The sequence below is a fragment of the Duganella sp. OV510 genome (genome assembly GCF_900100205.1).
Classification (GTDB): domain Bacteria; phylum Pseudomonadota; class Gammaproteobacteria; order Burkholderiales; family Burkholderiaceae_D; genus Rugamonas.
Genome location: NZ_FNEQ01000003.1, coordinates 353,781 through 369,830, shown reverse-complemented (window position 1 = coordinate 369,830; position 16,050 = coordinate 353,781). Strand labels below are relative to the sequence as shown.

The 16,050-nt window shown below is 61.1% G+C and carries 15 protein-coding genes; 9 read left to right on the top strand and 6 right to left on the bottom strand.

From position 1 onward, the window contains the following. Positions 1 to 96: 96 nt before the first annotated feature. On the bottom strand, positions 97 to 2,295 hold the full coding sequence (locus BLS51_RS11525) for a glycoside hydrolase family 88 protein (RefSeq protein ID WP_175472555.1): 2,199 nt from the start codon (positions 2,293 to 2,295) through the stop codon (positions 97 to 99). A 25-nt stretch (positions 2,296 to 2,320) separates the two neighbouring features. Then, positions 2,321 to 3,142: an NAD-dependent epimerase/dehydratase family protein gene (locus BLS51_RS11520; protein WP_090182583.1), complete on the bottom strand. Its 822-nt coding sequence runs from the start codon at positions 3,140 to 3,142 to the stop codon at positions 2,321 to 2,323. A 146-nt stretch (positions 3,143 to 3,288) separates the two neighbouring features. On the opposite strand from BLS51_RS11520, the gene BLS51_RS11515 reads away from it, so the two are divergent. Genes BLS51_RS11515 through BLS51_RS11500 form a run of 4 tightly spaced genes read left to right on the top strand, consistent with a single transcriptional unit; the run spans position 3,289 to position 9,686 of the window. Further along, positions 3,289 to 5,160: a hypothetical protein gene (locus BLS51_RS11515; RefSeq protein ID WP_175472554.1), complete on the top strand. Its 1,872-nt coding sequence runs from the start codon at positions 3,289 to 3,291 to the stop codon at positions 5,158 to 5,160. A gap of 8 nt (positions 5,161 to 5,168) precedes the next feature. Further along, positions 5,169 to 5,549 carry a 5-carboxymethyl-2-hydroxymuconate Delta-isomerase gene (locus BLS51_RS11510; protein ID WP_090182585.1) on the top strand — a complete coding sequence of 127 codons (381 nt, stop codon included), beginning with the start codon at positions 5,169 to 5,171 and terminating at the stop codon, positions 5,547 to 5,549. 22 nt (positions 5,550 to 5,571) lie between these two features. Next, positions 5,572 to 7,473, top strand: a complete 1,902-nt coding sequence (locus BLS51_RS11505) for a glycoside hydrolase family 2 protein (protein WP_090182587.1) — start codon at positions 5,572 to 5,574, stop codon at positions 7,471 to 7,473. Further along, positions 7,470 to 9,686, top strand: coding sequence for a glycoside hydrolase family 3 N-terminal domain-containing protein (locus tag BLS51_RS11500; RefSeq protein WP_090182592.1), 2,217 nt, complete (start codon positions 7,470 to 7,472; stop codon positions 9,684 to 9,686). The genes BLS51_RS11505 and BLS51_RS11500 overlap by 4 nt, the downstream gene beginning before the upstream one ends. On the opposite strand, the gene BLS51_RS11495 is transcribed toward BLS51_RS11500, so the two are convergent. From BLS51_RS11495 to BLS51_RS11485, 3 genes are all read right to left on the bottom strand, one after another. Continuing rightward, positions 9,683 to 10,387, bottom strand: coding sequence for a substrate-binding periplasmic protein (locus tag BLS51_RS11495; protein ID WP_090182594.1), 705 nt, complete (start codon positions 10,385 to 10,387; stop codon positions 9,683 to 9,685). The two genes, BLS51_RS11500 and BLS51_RS11495, sit on opposite strands and share 4 nt — an antisense overlap. Then, positions 10,381 to 11,283, bottom strand: a complete 903-nt coding sequence (locus tag BLS51_RS11490; RefSeq protein ID WP_090182596.1) for a LysR substrate-binding domain-containing protein — start codon at positions 11,281 to 11,283, stop codon at positions 10,381 to 10,383. The genes BLS51_RS11495 and BLS51_RS11490 overlap by 7 nt, the downstream gene beginning before the upstream one ends. Positions 11,284 to 11,531: 248 nt before the next feature. Then, the gene (locus BLS51_RS11485) at positions 11,532 to 11,855 is read right to left on the bottom strand and encodes a cupin domain-containing protein (RefSeq protein ID WP_090182598.1); all 324 of its coding nucleotides are present in this window, start codon (positions 11,853 to 11,855) and stop codon (positions 11,532 to 11,534) included. Between the two features lie 153 nt (positions 11,856 to 12,008). Between BLS51_RS11485 and BLS51_RS11480 the strand changes: the two genes are divergently transcribed. Continuing rightward, positions 12,009 to 12,671 (top strand): HD domain-containing protein, encoded by a 663-nt coding sequence (locus tag BLS51_RS11480; protein WP_090182599.1) that lies wholly within the window; start codon positions 12,009 to 12,011, stop codon positions 12,669 to 12,671. Between the two features lie 58 nt (positions 12,672 to 12,729). Here the strand turns inward: BLS51_RS11480 and BLS51_RS11475 are convergent, their stop codons facing one another. Next, positions 12,730 to 13,182: a MarR family winged helix-turn-helix transcriptional regulator gene (locus tag BLS51_RS11475; protein ID WP_090183472.1), complete on the bottom strand. Its 453-nt coding sequence runs from the start codon at positions 13,180 to 13,182 to the stop codon at positions 12,730 to 12,732. A 118-nt stretch (positions 13,183 to 13,300) separates the two neighbouring features. Here BLS51_RS11475 and BLS51_RS30200 point away from each other — a divergent pair, with 118 nt between their 5' ends. From BLS51_RS30200 to BLS51_RS11460, 4 genes are all read left to right on the top strand, one after another. Next, positions 13,301 to 13,885 carry a hypothetical protein gene (locus BLS51_RS30200; RefSeq protein ID WP_229207533.1) on the top strand — a complete coding sequence of 195 codons (585 nt, stop codon included), beginning with the start codon at positions 13,301 to 13,303 and terminating at the stop codon, positions 13,883 to 13,885. Beyond that, positions 13,777 to 14,442, top strand: a complete 666-nt coding sequence (locus tag BLS51_RS30195; protein ID WP_229208062.1) for an HD domain-containing phosphohydrolase — start codon at positions 13,777 to 13,779, stop codon at positions 14,440 to 14,442. Before BLS51_RS30200 ends, BLS51_RS30195 begins: the two co-directional genes overlap by 109 nt. Positions 14,443 to 14,543: 101 nt before the next feature. After that, positions 14,544 to 15,194: a cupin domain-containing protein gene (locus tag BLS51_RS11465; RefSeq protein ID WP_090182607.1), complete on the top strand. Its 651-nt coding sequence runs from the start codon at positions 14,544 to 14,546 to the stop codon at positions 15,192 to 15,194. A gap of 87 nt (positions 15,195 to 15,281) precedes the next feature. Further along, entirely contained in the window at positions 15,282 to 16,049 is a 768-nt protein-coding gene (locus BLS51_RS11460) for a cysteine hydrolase family protein (protein WP_090182609.1), read from the top strand. The last annotated feature ends 1 nt before the right edge of the window (position 16,050 follow it).

Sequence of the window (16,050 nt, the reverse complement as noted above, 5' to 3'; positions counted from 1 at the left end):
ATTGTAGTCTCCGTTATTATTAAAGTAGATTGTGGTAACGTTTCCATTTGGGTGAAAAAAAATCCGCCGGCGTGCTGCGTGGCCGGCGGGGCGAAGTTACTTGCTGCTGATCTTGAGCGGTGCTTTCAGCTTTTCCGTGTAGCTGCGGACGTAGGCGTCCCAGGCGTTGGCGTCGGCGAAATCGCCTTTGCTCCAGCCGGCGCCGAAGTAGTAGACGAAGGGCTTGCCTGGTTGCGCGGCGCCCAGCGTCAGTTGCTGCTGGTCGGTCACTGCGAAGCCGCTGACGCCGGCCGGCAGGATGACGGCGCAACCGGTACTGCCATCGTCGCCATGCGCAGGTTCCCAGTAGCTGTTGAAGCCAGCGGTGCCATCGGCCGTGTAATGGCCGACGCCGTCGCGCTGGACGATGCCGACACCGACCGTCAACGGCGCCTTGCTGCTGCTGGCGAACCTGGTTTCAACGCGGGTCAGGTTGGAGCCGGCGTCAATCGAGAAGCGCTTCACTTCCGAGACCTTGCGGCCGTTGCCCGCATCCCAGTCGCCATAGGTCAGCTCGAACACGGAGCGCAGCGGGCCGTCGGCCAGCACTTTCCAGCGCTTGAAGTTGGACGAGTTATGCAGTTTGCCATCGGTGTAGATGGTGGTGCCTCCGCAGCCACGGCTCTGGCCCACGCTGTAGTAGTCCAGGCCTTCGCCTTCGTCGTGGTGATACTCGCCGCGCTTGTACCATTTGTCGATGACCGGCGTGCGTACCTTCTTCACCCACACATCGACGCCGCTGCTGATCAGGTGTTCTTTGGGATCGTTGATGATGGCCGGGCCGTAGACGCGATGCGCGGTGCGGTCGCTCTCCCAGGCGAAATCATCGAGGCGCTCCGGCACAAAGCGCGCGTGCGTCTTCACCTGCGCCGGTGGCACGGCAGCCAACTGCGCGGCTGGCAGCACCAGATAGCGGCGCGTTTCATTGGCGGCCAGATTCACCGGGAACAGGATGTTCTTGCCAATCGCCTGTGAATTGACGATGGCCGACGTGGCGGCATCCATCACCACCGGCTTGCTGATGCCTTTGCCGACAGCGACTTCCGCCAGTTCGTCACTACGCACGCCGCCGGTTGGATTGCTTACGCTGACCGCCTGCGGCCTGGCCTTCTCCAGCGTCGCCATCCGATACATCTCGCTGCCCGCCAACAGGAAACCGCCGACGCCATACACTTCGGTCAGATTGTCGTCGAAGACTTTCGGCGCCAGGCCGATAGGCTGCACGTGCGTCAGCTTGCCGTCCGCCTGCACGTTGGCCACCAGTGCCGCCCACGCCTTCTGCACCGAGGGCTTGAAGGCTTTCGCATCCAGCAGTCCCTGGTTGACGCCCCAGGCGAACGCATAGGTGTACAGCGCCGAGCCGCTGGACTCTTTCATCGGATAGGTGGCCGGATCGAGCAGGCTGGCGCGCCACAGGCCGTCCGCCTGCTGCAGCATCAGCAGCTTGACCGCCATGTCCTTGTACTGCTGCACAAAGCGTGGACGCTCCGGATGGTTCTCCGGCAGGTATTGCAGCACGCGCACCAGGCCGCCCATCACCCAGCCATTGCCACGGCTCCAGTAGACCTTCTTGCCGTTGGCTTCGCGCTTGTCGAAGTAGTTGGAGTCGCGGAAGTACAGGTGTTCTTCCTTGTCGTACAGGTAGTCCGACGTCACCCACCATTCGCTGATGGCGAAATCGAGATAGCGCTGGTCGCCGGTAATGGACCACAGGCGCAGCCAGGCCGGCGGCGCCATGTACAGCGCATCGCACCACGACCAGCGGTCCTGGTTGCCCTTGACGGTGAACTCCAGCGTGCCGCTGCGGCGATTGGCGAGGATGTCGTCGAAATGCGCGCGCATCGGTGCGATCATTTTTGGATCGCGCGTTTGCAGATACAGCTCGGCGTAGGTCTGGCCGACGATGTGGTCATCGGCGTGGTAGTGGTTGGGGCCCAGCTTCCAGTTGTTCTTCTCGCCCATGGCGATCATCGCGTCGCGGTATTTGCTGTCGCCGGAAATGCCGGCCAGCGCCATGATGCCGTTGTAGCCGACCGCCTGTGTCCAGTCGTCCGGACGGTGCTTGCTTGGATTGGCCAGCTGCCAGTCGGCCACGCGCTCCATTACCGACAGCACGGCTTTCGGATTGATGGCGGCCGATGGTGCGGCTGCCTGCACCGCCGGCGTTTCGGCAGCGTAGGCGGGAACTGCTTGAGCTACGGCCGCCATGGCCGCCATGGCGGCCAATACAGCAATGCGCAGATGCGATGATGTCATGCGGTGTGTCTCCTCTATGGGTTTTTTATTTGTACATCGGTCCTGCGGTGACGAAGGGGCCGCCCTGGTAGATGGTTGGCGCGTCGCCCGCTGCGGGATACTCCGCATTATCCGGGAAGTGGCCGGCGAAGTTCTTTGAGCTGTGCTGCGGCACATAGCCCAGGTGCGAGGCATGCTTGTTGTCCCACCACTTGGTGGCGTTGTCCGAGGTGCCGAAGGTGATGGTGTGGCCGACGCGCGGCGTGAACAGCGAGCAGCGGATCAGTTCCACCAGGTCGTCGTAGGCGAGGTAGGTGACCATCATGCGTGGGTTCTTCGGTTCGGGGAAGGAGGAGCCGATGCGCAGGCAGACGGTCTCGGTGCCGAAGCGGTCGTAGTAGTAGCGCGACAGCGCTTCACCGAAGGCTTTCGACACGCCGTAGAAACCATCGGGACGCAGCGGCATCTGCGCATCCACCAATTGCGTGGTCGGGTAGAAGCCCACCACGTGGCTGGAGCTGGCATAGATCACGCGCTTGACGCCGCACTTCTGCACCGCTTCGTACAGATGATGCAGGCCGAGGATGTTGGCGTTCATGATCGGCTCGAACTTGTCTTCGACCGAGATGCCGCCGAAGTGCAGCACGGCGTCCACGCCTTCCATCATCTGCATCACCTTGTCGCGGTCGGCCAGATCGCCGATAACGATTTCCTCGCCATCCTGCGCCGGGCCGAGATCCTTGACGTCGTTCAGGCGGACGATGTCCGCCCAGGCCTTGGCGCGTTCGCGCAGCACGGTTCCCAGGCCGCCACCAGCGCCGGTCAGCAGGATGCGTTTGAAGGGTTTGTTGTTCGAAGTAGGGGTCATGATTTTATATATTTAGTTAAACGTTTAATCGCAAGTATAACCATTTTGCCGCAGCGGTCAATCTAAACCTATGCTGCAATGCTTTACCTGTTCAGAAAAATCACATACCATCTGTAAAACGTTTTCCATAATAATTGAGACACCATATGACATCCTTGAATTCCACCGCCCTGGCCGTGCTGCTGGCCTTCGCTCCCGCCTCCGCCGTTATCGCCCAAACCTCTCCCGCCAGCTACGTGCCACCGCTGGCCACCACGCCGATGAACCGCATCGTGCAGGACAACGCATACAAGCAACTGGACTTCTTCTTCAAGAAGCTGGTGGCGGAGCGCGAGGCCATGGTGCTGGACGGCGCCTCGCCATTCAAGAGCGGCGACAAATTCCTGCCGGGGAAAGTGGCGGCGGGCCTCGGCCATGTGCTGCTGAACACCGCCAAGGACGATCCGTCGCTGCCGCAGAAGCTGAAGAATTACCGCGACATCGCCGACATGACGGTCGGCATGGACAACCACACCTGGGGCATCTACTACTACATCGGCACGCTGGTGAAGCTGAAGCAGGCCGGCCTGCTGGAACGCGCCGTCAGCCCGGCCACGCTGGAGAAGCTGCGCAAGCAGCTGGACTGGCGTACCTTCATCACGCCGCAGTGGGATCTGATTAGTCTGCCGACCAATTACTATGGCGTCGCCTTCAGCATCGCGCGGCTACGCATGATGATGGGCTGGGAAGACGACAGCGCCGGCAAGGTACTGCTGGAAAAGATGATGTCCCACTATAAAAAATACTCCGGCAAGTTCGGCTTCTCCGACGAGACGGATGGCGAGGGCCGCTTCGACCGTTACAGCATCCTGCTGATCGCCGAGATCTGCGAGCGCTTCCTGGAAACCGGCCTGCAACCGGATGAAGAACTGAAAACGCTGCTGCGCAAGGCGGCCGACATTGCGCTGAATGTCGCCAACACCGCCGGCGATGGCTTCAGCTTCGGCCGCAGCCTCGGGCCTTATGGCGAGACGGCGCTGGTGGAGATCCTGTCCGTGTCGGCTTATCTGAATGTGCTGACGCCGGAAGAGAAACAGTATGCGTATGCCTTCTCGTCACGCGTAGCGGCGCGCTACATGGACTTCTGGTACGACCCGTCCATGCAGTCGATCGATATGTGGGGCAAGGGCCGCCGCACCGATACCTATCGCGGCAAGCACCGTATCCTCGGCGAGAATTTCTCGCTGTTGCATCAGCTGCTGTCCACCAACGAGACGTGGAACGAGGCCGGTTTCAAGGATGCGCAGCCGAAGGCCGACCTGCAGGCATGGCTGGACAAGAACCGGCCCCAGTTCAGCGTCACCACCTTCGCGCAAGGAGATTACGACCGCGCGCTGGCCATCTTCCGCGACGGCAGGCATGTGGTCAGCCTGAACATGATCAACGGCGGCGCCAGCCAGCATGACAACAGCCCTTACTATCCGCTGCCTTTCGCACCGGGCATTGTCTCCGGCGTGGCTGATGGCGGTGGCGCGCACGCGCAGCTGCTGCCGAAGTTCACCATGGCCGACGGCGCGCAACTGATTGGTGCCGCATGGATCAAGGACATCAAGACCAGCAGCAGCGGCCAGCGCCACACCATCACCTATCGCCAGGATGAACTGGACAAGCTGGGCAAGCGCGGGCCGGTGAAGGATGCGCGCATCAAGCTGAATACCACCTACACGCTGGAGCACGGCGTCATGACCCGTACCGATGTCTACACGCCGGTGGGCACGCAGGAAGTCGACAAGATCGTACTGGAATTCGCGTCGTTCTCGGATCAGGCTACTATTCAGGGCAATACCGTCACTTTCGCCCGGGGCGATGTGAAGGAGTACAGTGTCAGCGGCCTTCAGCAATGCCAGTCTGCGCCGACCAATGGCAGCAAGGATTTCCAGGCCCCATACGGACCGATGAAAACCCTGGTCACGTGTAGCACCGGCAAGCTGTCGATGAAGGAACCGCTGACCATCAAGTGGACCATCAAGTATCAATAAGGAGTTGTATGCCGCATCTGACGATCGAATACACCGCTAACCTGGATGCGCATTCCGATATCGGCGCCTTGTGCAAGGCGCTGTCGCACACGCTGGTCACGTTGAAAGACGCGGCCGGCGCGCTGGTATTTCCGCTGTATGGCACGCGCGTGCTGGCCTATCCGGCTGCGCAATACGCAGTAGCGGATGGGGAGCAGGGAAGAATCTTCCTCTATCTGAACCTGCGCATCACGCCTGGCCGCAGTGCGGATCTGGTCAAGACCATCGGCGACACTGTGCTGTCCGCTGCCAGGGAACATCTGGCACCGGTGATGGACAAGCTGCCGCTGCGCCTGACGCTGCACATCGATGAAACACCGCCGGCGTATGAAGGCAAATTCACCAACTAAGAAAAACTTCAGGAGACAATGAATGTATAAAGTGTGGAAGCTGCTGTTGTTATCAGGCTGCCTGGCCGTCAGTTCGCTGGCGGGCGCGCAGGACGATCAGGCTCCTGGCCAGGCGCAAGCCAATCAGGGCGCAGGCAAGCGCGCCGAACTCGCGCAGCGGCTGCCTACGCTGCAAAACATCTATGGCCGCCAGCACCTGTCGCTGAATGGCCGCTGGCACTACATCGTTGATCCTTACGAAACGGGCTTCTACAACTATCGCCGCCAGCCCTTCGATCAATCGGCCACCGGCGCCGGCGGTTTCTATGACGACCGCAAGCCGCGCTCCAAGGACGACGCGGTCGAATACGATTTCGATGGCTCGCCGACCCTGGCGGTGCCGGCCGACTGGAACTCGCAGAACGCCAAGCTGGAATTCTACGAAGGCACGGTGTGGCTGCGGCAGAAGTTCAACGCCGAGCCGAAACAGGGCAAGCGTTATTTCCTCTACTTCGGCGCGGTCAACTACGAGGCGCACGTCTACCTGAATGGCAAAAAGCTGGGCAGCCACAAAGGCGGTTTCACGCCGTTCCAGTTTGAAGTCACGGACCGGCTGCTGAAGGGCGGGAATACCGTGGTGGTCAAGGCGGACAACACGCGCCACCAGGATGACATTCCGACCGTGAACACCGACTGGTGGAACTACGGCGGCATCACCCGCGACGTGCTGCTCGCCGAAACGCCGGACACCTACATCGAGGATTACCAGATCCAGCTGGCCAAAGGCGATATGGGCCGCATTGAAGGTTATGTGCAGATGAGCGGCGCCAGGCGCGCACAGGATGTCACCATCGCCATCGCGGAACTCGGTGTCAAGACTACGGTGAAGACCGATGCCAATGGCCGCGCCGCCGTCAGCATCGCCCTGCCGAAGAACAAGGTGCGTTACTGGTCGCCGGAAGATCCGAAGCTGTACGCCGTGAGCATCGCCGGCGCCACCGACACGCTGAACGACCGCATCGGGCTGCGCACCATCACCACGCGCGGTCACGACATTCTGCTGAACGGAAAATCGGTCTTCCTGCGCGGCGTTTCGCTGCACGATGAGAATCCGCTGATCCCCGGCCGCCTGCGCGGCGAGGGCGATATGCGCATGATGCTGCAATGGGCCAAGGACATGAACTGCAACTACGTCCGGCTGGCGCACTACCCGCACAGCGAAGAGATGATGAAGCTGGCCGATGAAATGGGCCTGATGGTGTGGGCCGAAGTGCCGGTCTACTGGACCATCTCGTGGGAGAAGCCGGAAGTCTACGCCAACGCCGCGCAGCAGCTGACCGACCTGGTGGTGCGCGACAAGAACCGCGCCAGCGTGGTGATCTGGTCCATCGGTAACGAGACGCCTGTGAGCCCGGTACGCACTGAATTCATGGGCAGGCTGGCGGACACGGTGCGCAAGCTGGATAGCACCCGCCTGGTTGGTGCGGCGCTGGAAGTGCACCGCAACGGCGACGTGGTGACGGTGGAAGATCCATTGGCCGACAAGATCGACCTGGCCAGCTTCAACCAGTATGCCGGCTGGTACTGGTCCAACAACAAGGAGATGCTGAAGTTCTCCTTCAAGGTGGATTACAACAAGCCAGTGCTGGTGACCGAGTTCGGCGCCGACGCGCTGGGCGGCTACCACGCCGACGTGGACACCAAGTGGAGCGAAGAGTATCAGGACCAGCTGTACAAGAATACCTTCAAACTGCTGGACGCGATTCCCGGCCTGCGCGGCATCACGCCATGGATACTGACCGACTTCCGTTCGCCACGCCGTCCACATCCCGAATACCAGGACTACTGGAACCGCAAGGGCCTGATCTCGGAGACCGGCAAGAAGAAGCTGGCCTTCTACACGCTGAAGTCCTACTACGACCATAAACAACAACAGTACAAATGAAGACACGATACATTGCTGCCGCCGTCAGCGCGGCCCTGGCCTTCTCGGCCCAGGCGCAAGATGCACAGATCGACCGCAAGGTCGCCGACCTGATGAAGCAGATGACGGTGGCCGAGAAGGTCGGCCAGCTGCATCAACTGTCCGGCCGCCAGTTCACCGGTCCCACCAGCAGCGAGTATGCCGACAAGCTGGCCGACATCCGCGCCGGCAAGGTCGGCTCGATGCTGAACGTGGTCGGCGTGGCCGATACGCGCGAGATCCAGGCGCTGGCGTTGCAATCGCGCCTGAAGATTCCGCTGCTGTTCAGCCTTGACGTCATCCACGGCCACAAGACGGTGTTTCCGGTGCCGCTGGGCGAAGCGGCGTCCTGGGATATGGAGGCGATCGAGCTGTCGGCGCACATCGCCGCCAAGGAGGCCGCTGCCGCCGGCATCCACTGGACCTTCGCGCCGATGGTGGACGTGGCGCGCGATCCGCGCTGGGGCCGTGTGATGGAGGGCGCCGGTGAGGATACCTATCTCGGCTCGCAGATCGCCGTCGCCCGCGTGCAAGGCTTCCAGGGCAAGAAGCTGGGCGCCACCGATTCCGTGATGGCCACCGCCAAGCACTTCGCCGCCTATGGCGCGGCGGTGGCAGGGCGCGACTACAACGCGGTCGACATGAGCGAGCAGCAGCTGTTCGAAGTCTACCTGCCGCCGTTCAAGGCTGCCGCCGATGCCGGCGCCGCCACCTTCATGAACTCCTTTAATACGCTGAACGGCATTCCTGCCACCGGCAGCAGTTTCCTGCAACGCGATATCCTGAAGGGCGCCTGGAAGTACAAGGGCTTCGTGGTCAGCGACTGGGGCTCGGTGCGCGAGATGGTGCCGCATGGTTATGCGGCCGACTTGTCCGACGCCGCCGTCAAGGCGATCAACGCCGGCAGCGATATGGACATGGAAGGCTATGCCTACAGCCAGCACCTGGAAGCCGCCGTCAAGGCCGGCAAAGTGAAGATGGCGACGCTGGACGATGCGGTGCGCCGTATCCTGATCAAGAAATTCGAACTGGGCCTGTTCGACGATCCTTACCGTTATTCGGACGCCGCGCGCGAGAAGGCGGTGCTGAATGATCCGTCACACCGCAGCGCCGCGCTGGATGTGGCGCAGAAATCCATCGTGCTGCTGAAGAACGAAGGCAAGCTGCTGCCGTTGTCGCGCGACGCCAAACGCATCGCGGTGATCGGGCCGCTGGCCGATGCGCAACGTGATCTGGAAGGAGGCTGGGTAGTGAATGGCGAGCGCGCCAAGGTGGTCAGCATCCTCGAAGGCATCCGTGGCCACGCCGGCAAGGCCGACATCAGCTATGCCCAGGCTTGCGCATCCGGCTGCGCCAACAGCGATGGCTTCGCGCAGGCGGTGGCAACGGCGCAGAGTGCCGATGTCATCGTGCTGGCCGTTGGCGAAACCTGGGACATGAGCGGCGAAGCCAAGTCGCGCACCGACATTTCGCTGCCAGGCCAGCAGGAGGCGCTGTTCAACGCGCTGAAGGCCACCGGCAAGCCGGTCGTGGTGGTGATGCTGGCTGGCCGGCCGCTGGTGTTCAACACCATCGCCGACAAGGCCGACGCCATCGTCTACGCCTGGTTCCCCGGCAGCGAAGGCGGCAACGCCGTGGCGAATGTGCTGTTCGGCGATGTCAACCCGTCCGGCAAGCTGCCGATCACTTTCCCGCGCAGCGTGGGGCAGATTCCTATCTCCTACGCGCAGTACAACACTGGTCGCCCGGTCACGGATGAAAAAAATGTGGTCTACAAGTCGGCCTACATCGATTCCGTTAATACACCGCGCTACGCCTTCGGCCATGGCCTCAGCTATACCGACTTCAAATACACCGGCCTGGCGTTGAGCAGCTCTGCCATCAGCGGCGCACAGAAAGTCACGCTGTCGTTCGATCTGGCCAATAGCGGCAAGTTGGCAGGCACGGAAATCGTGCAGCTCTACCTGCGTGACATGGTGTCGTCGGTGGTGCGTCCGCTGAAGGAATTGAAGGGCTTCCAGAAAGTGCACCTGAAGCCGGGCGAAACGCGTCGCGTGACGTTCACCATAGACCGTGACACGCTGTCCTTCTTCAACAGCAAGCTGGCATGGGGCGCGGAGGCGGGCGACTTCAAGCTGATGGTGGGCAGCGCTTCCGATGACATCCGCCTCGAAAGCACGTTGACGCTGCGCTAGCGCAGTTTCAGGATGCCGGGCAGTTCGCCGCTCTTCTCCAGCGCATTCACCGCCGCATTGACTTCGTGGATGGTGACCTTGCTCTTGCGGGAGACGGCGCACATGGTCTTGACTTCCGAGACGATCATCACGTGATAGCCGTGCGGCAGTATGTCGTCGTTGGCGTGCTGCGTGATGACATTACGCGTTGTCAGCAGGTAATCGAAACGTCCACCGGTCCACTTCTTGATCGATAGTGAGCTGGTAGGCGCATCGTCACGGATGAAGTCCGCGCCTAGCGCTTTCTCCAGCGTCGGATAGCGGAAGCCCAGCACGGTGCCGAGGCGCTTGCCGCGCAATTCTTCGATCGATACAGGCGGCTTCACATGCGGAATGGTCAGCAGCACTTCAACCACCGGGATGAAGGCACGAGTCCAGTCGACATCGCCGGGCGTCCATTCCGGCAGATAGCTGCACAGCACATCGCCTTTGCCATTCTCCAGCGCCGCCATGATGCGCGTGCGTGGCAACTGCACGTATTTGATCGGGCGCCCCAGCTGACGCGCCAGAGCGGCGCCCATCTTTTGCTGGAACTCGGTTGGCTTTTGCTGATCGGCGCTAAGCATTGCATCTGTCTTCACCACATAGCGCAGCGGCTCCTTGTCTGCCGCCTGTGCCGGGGCAGTGGCGAGCAGCATGGTGAATAACAGTGGTTTTAACATCGGTTTAGTCCTCTTTGCATCGCGCTGACCTCGTCGCGCAGCCAGTCGCAAAAGTGCGTGATCTTGCTCATGCCGCGCTTGTCGCGGGCCACAATGATACGGTATCCGCGATCATACGGCGCACATTCGCAATCGACCATTTTCAGCGCGCCGCTGCGCAGGTCCTCGCTGGCGATGGCGTGCGATACCAGCGCGATGCCTTGTCCGGCCAGTGCTGACTGTACCATCACCGCAAAATTGGTGTAGCTCCGCGAGAACTGGTAATTCCCCTTCAGCGCATTGTTCGCGCGCAGCAGCGCGATCCAGGTATCGGTGGTGAATTCGTGCAGCAGCGGATAGCGTTCCAGGTCGGCCACGGTGATCTCGGTTGCGCCGGGCGCCAGCAGCGACGGGCTGTACACCGCCACCAGGCGGTCATGGAACAGCATGTCGGGATCGCCGGGAACGATGTTATAGGTGCGCAGCGCGATGTCGGTGCTGCCGTCGTTCATGTCGGCCAACTGGTCGCTGGAGTCGATGCGGATATCCAGTTCCGGATATAGCGCGGTGAAGCGGGCAATGCGCGGCACCAGCCATTTGATCGCCAGCGAGTGGGTGGTCGACAGGCGCAGGATCTTTTCTTCGTCGCCGCCCTGTAGTGCGGCCACTTTGGTATTCAGCTCGCTCAGCGTGCGGCGCACCGTGGCCGCCAGCTCCTGTCCTTTCTCGGTGAGCGTAATGTGGCGCGGGTGGCGCACGAACAGCTCAAAGCCCAGTGTCTCCTCCAATTGCTTCACTTGCAGGCTGATCGCCGCCGGCGTTTTATGCAGTTCCTGCGCCGCCAGCTTGAAGCTGCCCCAGCGCGCCGCGCAATCGAAATCGAGAAGGCCGGACAGGGAACGGAGTGGTTTGCTCATGGTTTAGTTTTTCTTGTTCAAATGGCGAAAATAACTCGTTTGATAACAATTTGATCCAAGTGGAGAATATAACGCATAAGTTTTCTTTACGGGAGTTCACCATGTTTCATGCTACTGCTTGCCCTCGGACGGCCGTTCCTGATCAACAAAAACGGTCTGTATTGATTGCGCGATTCCGCGCCGAGCTGGCGCGGATGCTGGCGCAAATGAGCGAGCGCCAATAAGACTCGCCAATCCAGTTACAGCTATCAGGCCGCCCGCTCAACCAGCGTGATATCACCGCGATGCGCGACAAAGAAAGTCGCATCGCTCAGCGCCAGGGCGTCGTGCACATCGCCCTGCCTGAGCAGCAGCGTATCGCCGGCTGTCAGCTCGACATCGCCGAAGCGGATCTGGCCGCTGAGCATGAGGATCTGTTCCCAGCCGTCGTGGTCATGCAGCGGAAAGCGGGTGCCGGCGGTGAACTGCACAAAATAACAGCCATCCGTGCTGTCGTTCCACACTGTCGCGACACGCATGCCTGGAATCTCGGTAGGGTTCCATTGGCGATTCAGTTGTCGTTCCAAAATCATGATTTTCTCCTTGGCTTAAGTTGGCTAACGGGCCTCAGGTTGCCGTCCGTGCGCCACTTGGTCAAGAAATCCCGCCCGCCTCGGGCATTTACCCGATAGGTCTGTTCAGCGCATCCAACCACAATCGCTGCATCAACCTTTTGGAGAACCATCATGTCCTCATCCGTCTCTTTCGACTATGCCTCGCTGAGCGTGCGCTTCCCTGGCCTGCCGGCCACGCCGGTGATCCTGCACGCCTTTGAATATGCCCGCGAACGCATGCCTGAATATCTGTTCAACCACGTGGTGCGCAGCTGGATTTTTGCGCACCAGCTGGGCCAGCTGAAAGGCTGGTCATATGACGCGGAAGTGGTGGCCGTCGCGACGCTGCTGCACGACCTCGGACTGACGGAGCATGCGGACGGCCCGCATCGCTTTGAGGTCGATGGCGCGGCAATCGCCGTGGCGTTTGCCCGTGAACATGGCTTTGACGGCCGCCGCTGCCAGCTGGTGTGGGATGCGATCGCGCTGCACGCGACGCCGTCGATAGGCTTTCTGAAGGAGCCGGAGGTCGCGCTTTGCGCGCGCGCCATCAGCGTTGATTTTGGCGCGCCGGATTACCTGGCCTTCGAGCAGGCCGATATCGACGCCATCGTGGCGGCGGTGCCGCGCCTGCAATTGAAACGTGAATTCGCCGCCTGCCTGTGCCAGATTGCGCATACCAGGCCGGAAACCACCTACGATAACCTGATCCGTGATTTCGGCGAACGCTACGTGCCCGGCTATCAGCGTACCTCGTGGGTGGACATCATTGCCGGCGGTCCGTTCAAGGAGTGATTAAGGCGCCACGCCAGATCGCATGCGCGCGCCAACTGACGCTTGCCTGCGGCGGTGCTCACGCCGCATTTTTTTCCCTGGTGCGGTCGAACGCCTGCAATAGCTGCTGGACGGCGCTATTCAGCGCCTTCAGTTCGGCCAGTTGCATGTCCGTCGCACTGCGCAGTATCTCGGTCAGCGAACACCGCTGCTGCAAGGCCCGTCCGGCGGCGCTCAGCGTCACCAGTACCTGCCGGTCATCCAAGGGATTGCGCTGACGTGACAGCAGGCCAGCCGCTTCCAGACGCTTGATCAGTGGCGTGATATTGCTCGACTCCAGCGTCAGCCGTTCGGCGATTTCGCCCACCGTGCGGCCATCCTTCTCCCACAGCGTATTCAACACCAGGAATTGTGGATAGGTCACGCCCAGGGTGTCGAACAGCGGCTGATAGGCGCGCCCCACCTCCAGGTTGGCGCGATACAGCGAAAAACATAACTGGTCTTCGAGGGCGGTGGTGGCTGTTTTAGGCATGGTATAAAAATATAAATACTTATCGCGATATATTTTACTGGACATCGACATTTAAAGCAGCTATCTTATTTATATATCGCGATATATATTATTGTGACACATATGCCAAGGGAATCTTATGCAATCTGCCACCGCCCTGGTCAGCATGCCAGAATGCCTGCGCGCGCTGGCCTTCATCGGCGATCTGGTCAGCGAACAGCCACCCGATCCGTCGCTGCGCACCATGTGCCTGGGGATGACCATCGCGCGGGTAGCAGGGACGCAACCGGTACCCGCACGGGTGATCGCGACGCTGGCCGGTGACCTTGAAGTGTTGAGCCGCACTGATGGCATCGCCGCAGCGCTGCGCGTGGTCGCGAGCCGTCACGGGCCATCGTATCCGGCATCGCTGATGGACACGGTGCGCCGCAATGCGCGCGACTGGCTGGCGGAGCTGGATGACCGCACGCTATGCAGGCTGCCGGTGGCGACCGGCGAACGTCCCAACGAGATGGTCTCGCTGGAACTGATGGCCGACCTGATCGACTTGCAGCAACCGTGGCTGCGCGTCACTCGCGCCGCGTGGCGGCGGCTGCAGCAAGCGCCGCCGCGCAGATCGGCCTGGATGAACAAGCGCAGCAGCGTTGCTATCGGGCTGGCCTGGTACACGGTATCGGGCGTGGCGCCGTGCCTGGCGCGTTGTGGAATGCCAGCGGCCCATTGATACCAGCGGCGCGCGAGCAGTTGCGGCTGGCGCCCTATTGGACGCTGCGCGCATTGCGTGAGGTCGGTGGACTGGAGGCTGAAGCGGAAATCGCTTCCTATGTCGGCGAGCGGCTGGATGGCTCGGGCAGTTTTCGCGGCGCCGCCGGCGCCGCCATGCCGATCGAGGGACAGGTGCTGGCAGCCGCATCGGCGTGGATAGCGATGCAGTCCCCACGTCCATGGCGCGCGGCATTGACGCCGGAGCTGGCTGGCGCGGTGCTGGCGCAGGAGGCGGCGGCCGGACGTTTTCATGCAGGCGTGGCGCAAGCACTGCGCGGCCTGCGCGAGGAAGCGGTACTGCCATCCATCAGCACCGCCGCCAGGATCAGCTTGAGCGAACGCGAGACCGCAGTGCTGCGCGCCATCAGCCAGGGACATACTAATAAGGAAGTGGCGCGCCAGCTGGAAATCAGCCCGCGCACGGTTGGCACGCATGTCGAGAGCGCGTTCCGCAAGCTCAGTTGTACCACCCGTGCGGCGGCAGCACTGAAGGCGCTGACGCTACGCCTGATATGAGCGACATGCAGCATGAAACGGAAAAGCGCCAACACAGGCGATGTTTAAAGTGGGTTTGGTGGCGAGCACATCGCCTGGATCGCATTTAAAAAGGAATCACAATGGACCAGCAAACAAGCAACCAGATTATCCGTTTGCAAGCAGTACAGGATTTGAAGCGCAAACAGGCGGGCGCCACGCCGGGCCTGTTTGCGCTGCTGGCCGAACCACGACTGGCGCCGGCCATGCAAGCCATGCTATTCCTGGTGCCGAACGGCTACCCGGTCACCATTGATGTTGCCCAGGCCAGCATTGGGGGTGCTGGCACGGCCATGCATTTCAGCTTGCCGCTCAACGGCCATAACCTGCCGCTGATGCATCAGCGCGAAAGCAAACTGCTGGTGGCGCTGGAAGGCGAGGTGGAGGTCCGCAGCGGTGCGCGGCGGATTGCTTTGCTGCGGCAGGGACAGGCGGTGCTGCTCAAGCCTGGCACCGCGCATCGCGTGCATCAGCATGGCGCGCAAGAGGTGAAAGTAGGCGTGGCGCTATGGCCGGGAAAGGTGGAGCAGGCTTTCCGCGACATGGCTGCGCGTGTCGTCGATGGCCGTTACAGCCGCGAAGAGATGGTGCGCATTCTGGCTGCCTACGATGTCGTCTGGCACGCGCCAACAGAAGGCGAGGGCGTGGCCGCAGAAGTGAAGTCGCTCGAAGCATGGCTGATGGCGCTTCCTGCCGAACTGGCGGCGCAGATCCGCTTGCGCTGGCTGAGCTGACCTGGAACGAATCCGCACCACATCCGAACCAATTCGTCTTCCAGCGCCAGTATTCTGACAGCTCCAAACACTTTCAGGAGCTAGGAAATGAAACCGTTAAAAACACTGGTGCTGGCCGCAGCACTGCTGGCCGCAAGCGTTGCCGGCGCCGCCGATATCGATCCTTATGCCGGCCCGGAAAAGCCAGCATTGCCGCCATCGACCTTTAAATGGGACGCCAGCCGCACCGCGATGGTGGTGATCGATCCGCAAATCGACTTCATGAGCGCAAAAGGTGCTTCGTGGGCGATCTTCGGCGAAAGCGTCACCGAGCAAAAACTGGTGCCGCACTTGCTGCAACTGTTCGCCGCCACCAAGCGCGCCGGCATCACCGTGGCCATCTCGCCGCACTATTACTATCCGCACGATCACAAGTGGAAATTCCAGGGACCCGCTGAAATCGTTCAGCATAAACTGGGCATGTTCGACCGTCATGGTGCGTTGTCGCTGGATGGCTTCCGTGGTTCCGGCGCTGACTTTATGCCGGAGTTCAAACAATATATCGAGGACGGCGAAACCTTGATTGCGTCGCCGCACAAGCTGTACGGACCACAAAGCAATGATCTAATGCTACAGCTGCGCAAGCAAGGCATCGATAAAATCATCTTGACCGGCATGGCCTCAAACCTGTGCGTGGAATCGCATCTGCGCGAATTCATTGAACGCGGCTTTGAGGTGGTGGTGGTGCGTGACGCGGTGGCCGGTCCCAAGCTGCCGGACGGCGATGGCTACAGCAGCGCGCTGGTCAACTTCCGCTACATCGCCAATGCGGTGATGACCACGGACGAAGTGCTGAAGCGTATTGAAAACAAGTAGG

What these genes read in the sequence shown, in the direction of transcription:
- BLS51_RS11525 (WP_175472555.1), bottom strand. Translation starts at nt 2,295, where the DNA reads ATGACATCATCGCATCTGCGCATTGCTGTATTGGCCGCCATGGCGGCC.
- BLS51_RS11520 (WP_090182583.1), bottom strand. Translation starts at nt 3,142, where the DNA reads ATGACCCCTACTTCGAACAACAAACCCTTCAAACGCATCCTGCTGACC.
- BLS51_RS11515 (WP_175472554.1), top strand. Translation starts at nt 3,289, where the DNA reads ATGACATCCTTGAATTCCACCGCCCTGGCCGTGCTGCTGGCCTTCGCT.
- BLS51_RS11510 (WP_090182585.1), top strand. Translation starts at nt 5,169, where the DNA reads ATGCCGCATCTGACGATCGAATACACCGCTAACCTGGATGCGCATTCC.
- BLS51_RS11505 (WP_090182587.1), top strand. Translation starts at nt 5,572, where the DNA reads ATGTATAAAGTGTGGAAGCTGCTGTTGTTATCAGGCTGCCTGGCCGTC.
- BLS51_RS11500 (WP_090182592.1), top strand. Translation starts at nt 7,470, where the DNA reads ATGAAGACACGATACATTGCTGCCGCCGTCAGCGCGGCCCTGGCCTTC.
- BLS51_RS11495 (WP_090182594.1), bottom strand. Translation starts at nt 10,387, where the DNA reads ATGTTAAAACCACTGTTATTCACCATGCTGCTCGCCACTGCCCCGGCA.
- BLS51_RS11490 (WP_090182596.1), bottom strand. Translation starts at nt 11,283, where the DNA reads ATGAGCAAACCACTCCGTTCCCTGTCCGGCCTTCTCGATTTCGATTGC.
- BLS51_RS11485 (WP_090182598.1), bottom strand. Translation starts at nt 11,855, where the DNA reads ATGATTTTGGAACGACAACTGAATCGCCAATGGAACCCTACCGAGATT.
- BLS51_RS11480 (WP_090182599.1), top strand. Translation starts at nt 12,009, where the DNA reads ATGTCCTCATCCGTCTCTTTCGACTATGCCTCGCTGAGCGTGCGCTTC.
- BLS51_RS11475 (WP_090183472.1), bottom strand. Translation starts at nt 13,182, where the DNA reads ATGCCTAAAACAGCCACCACCGCCCTCGAAGACCAGTTATGTTTTTCG.
- BLS51_RS30200 (WP_229207533.1), top strand. Translation starts at nt 13,301, where the DNA reads ATGCAATCTGCCACCGCCCTGGTCAGCATGCCAGAATGCCTGCGCGCG.
- BLS51_RS11465 (WP_090182607.1), top strand. Translation starts at nt 14,544, where the DNA reads ATGGACCAGCAAACAAGCAACCAGATTATCCGTTTGCAAGCAGTACAG.
- BLS51_RS11460 (WP_090182609.1), top strand. Translation starts at nt 15,282, where the DNA reads ATGAAACCGTTAAAAACACTGGTGCTGGCCGCAGCACTGCTGGCCGCA.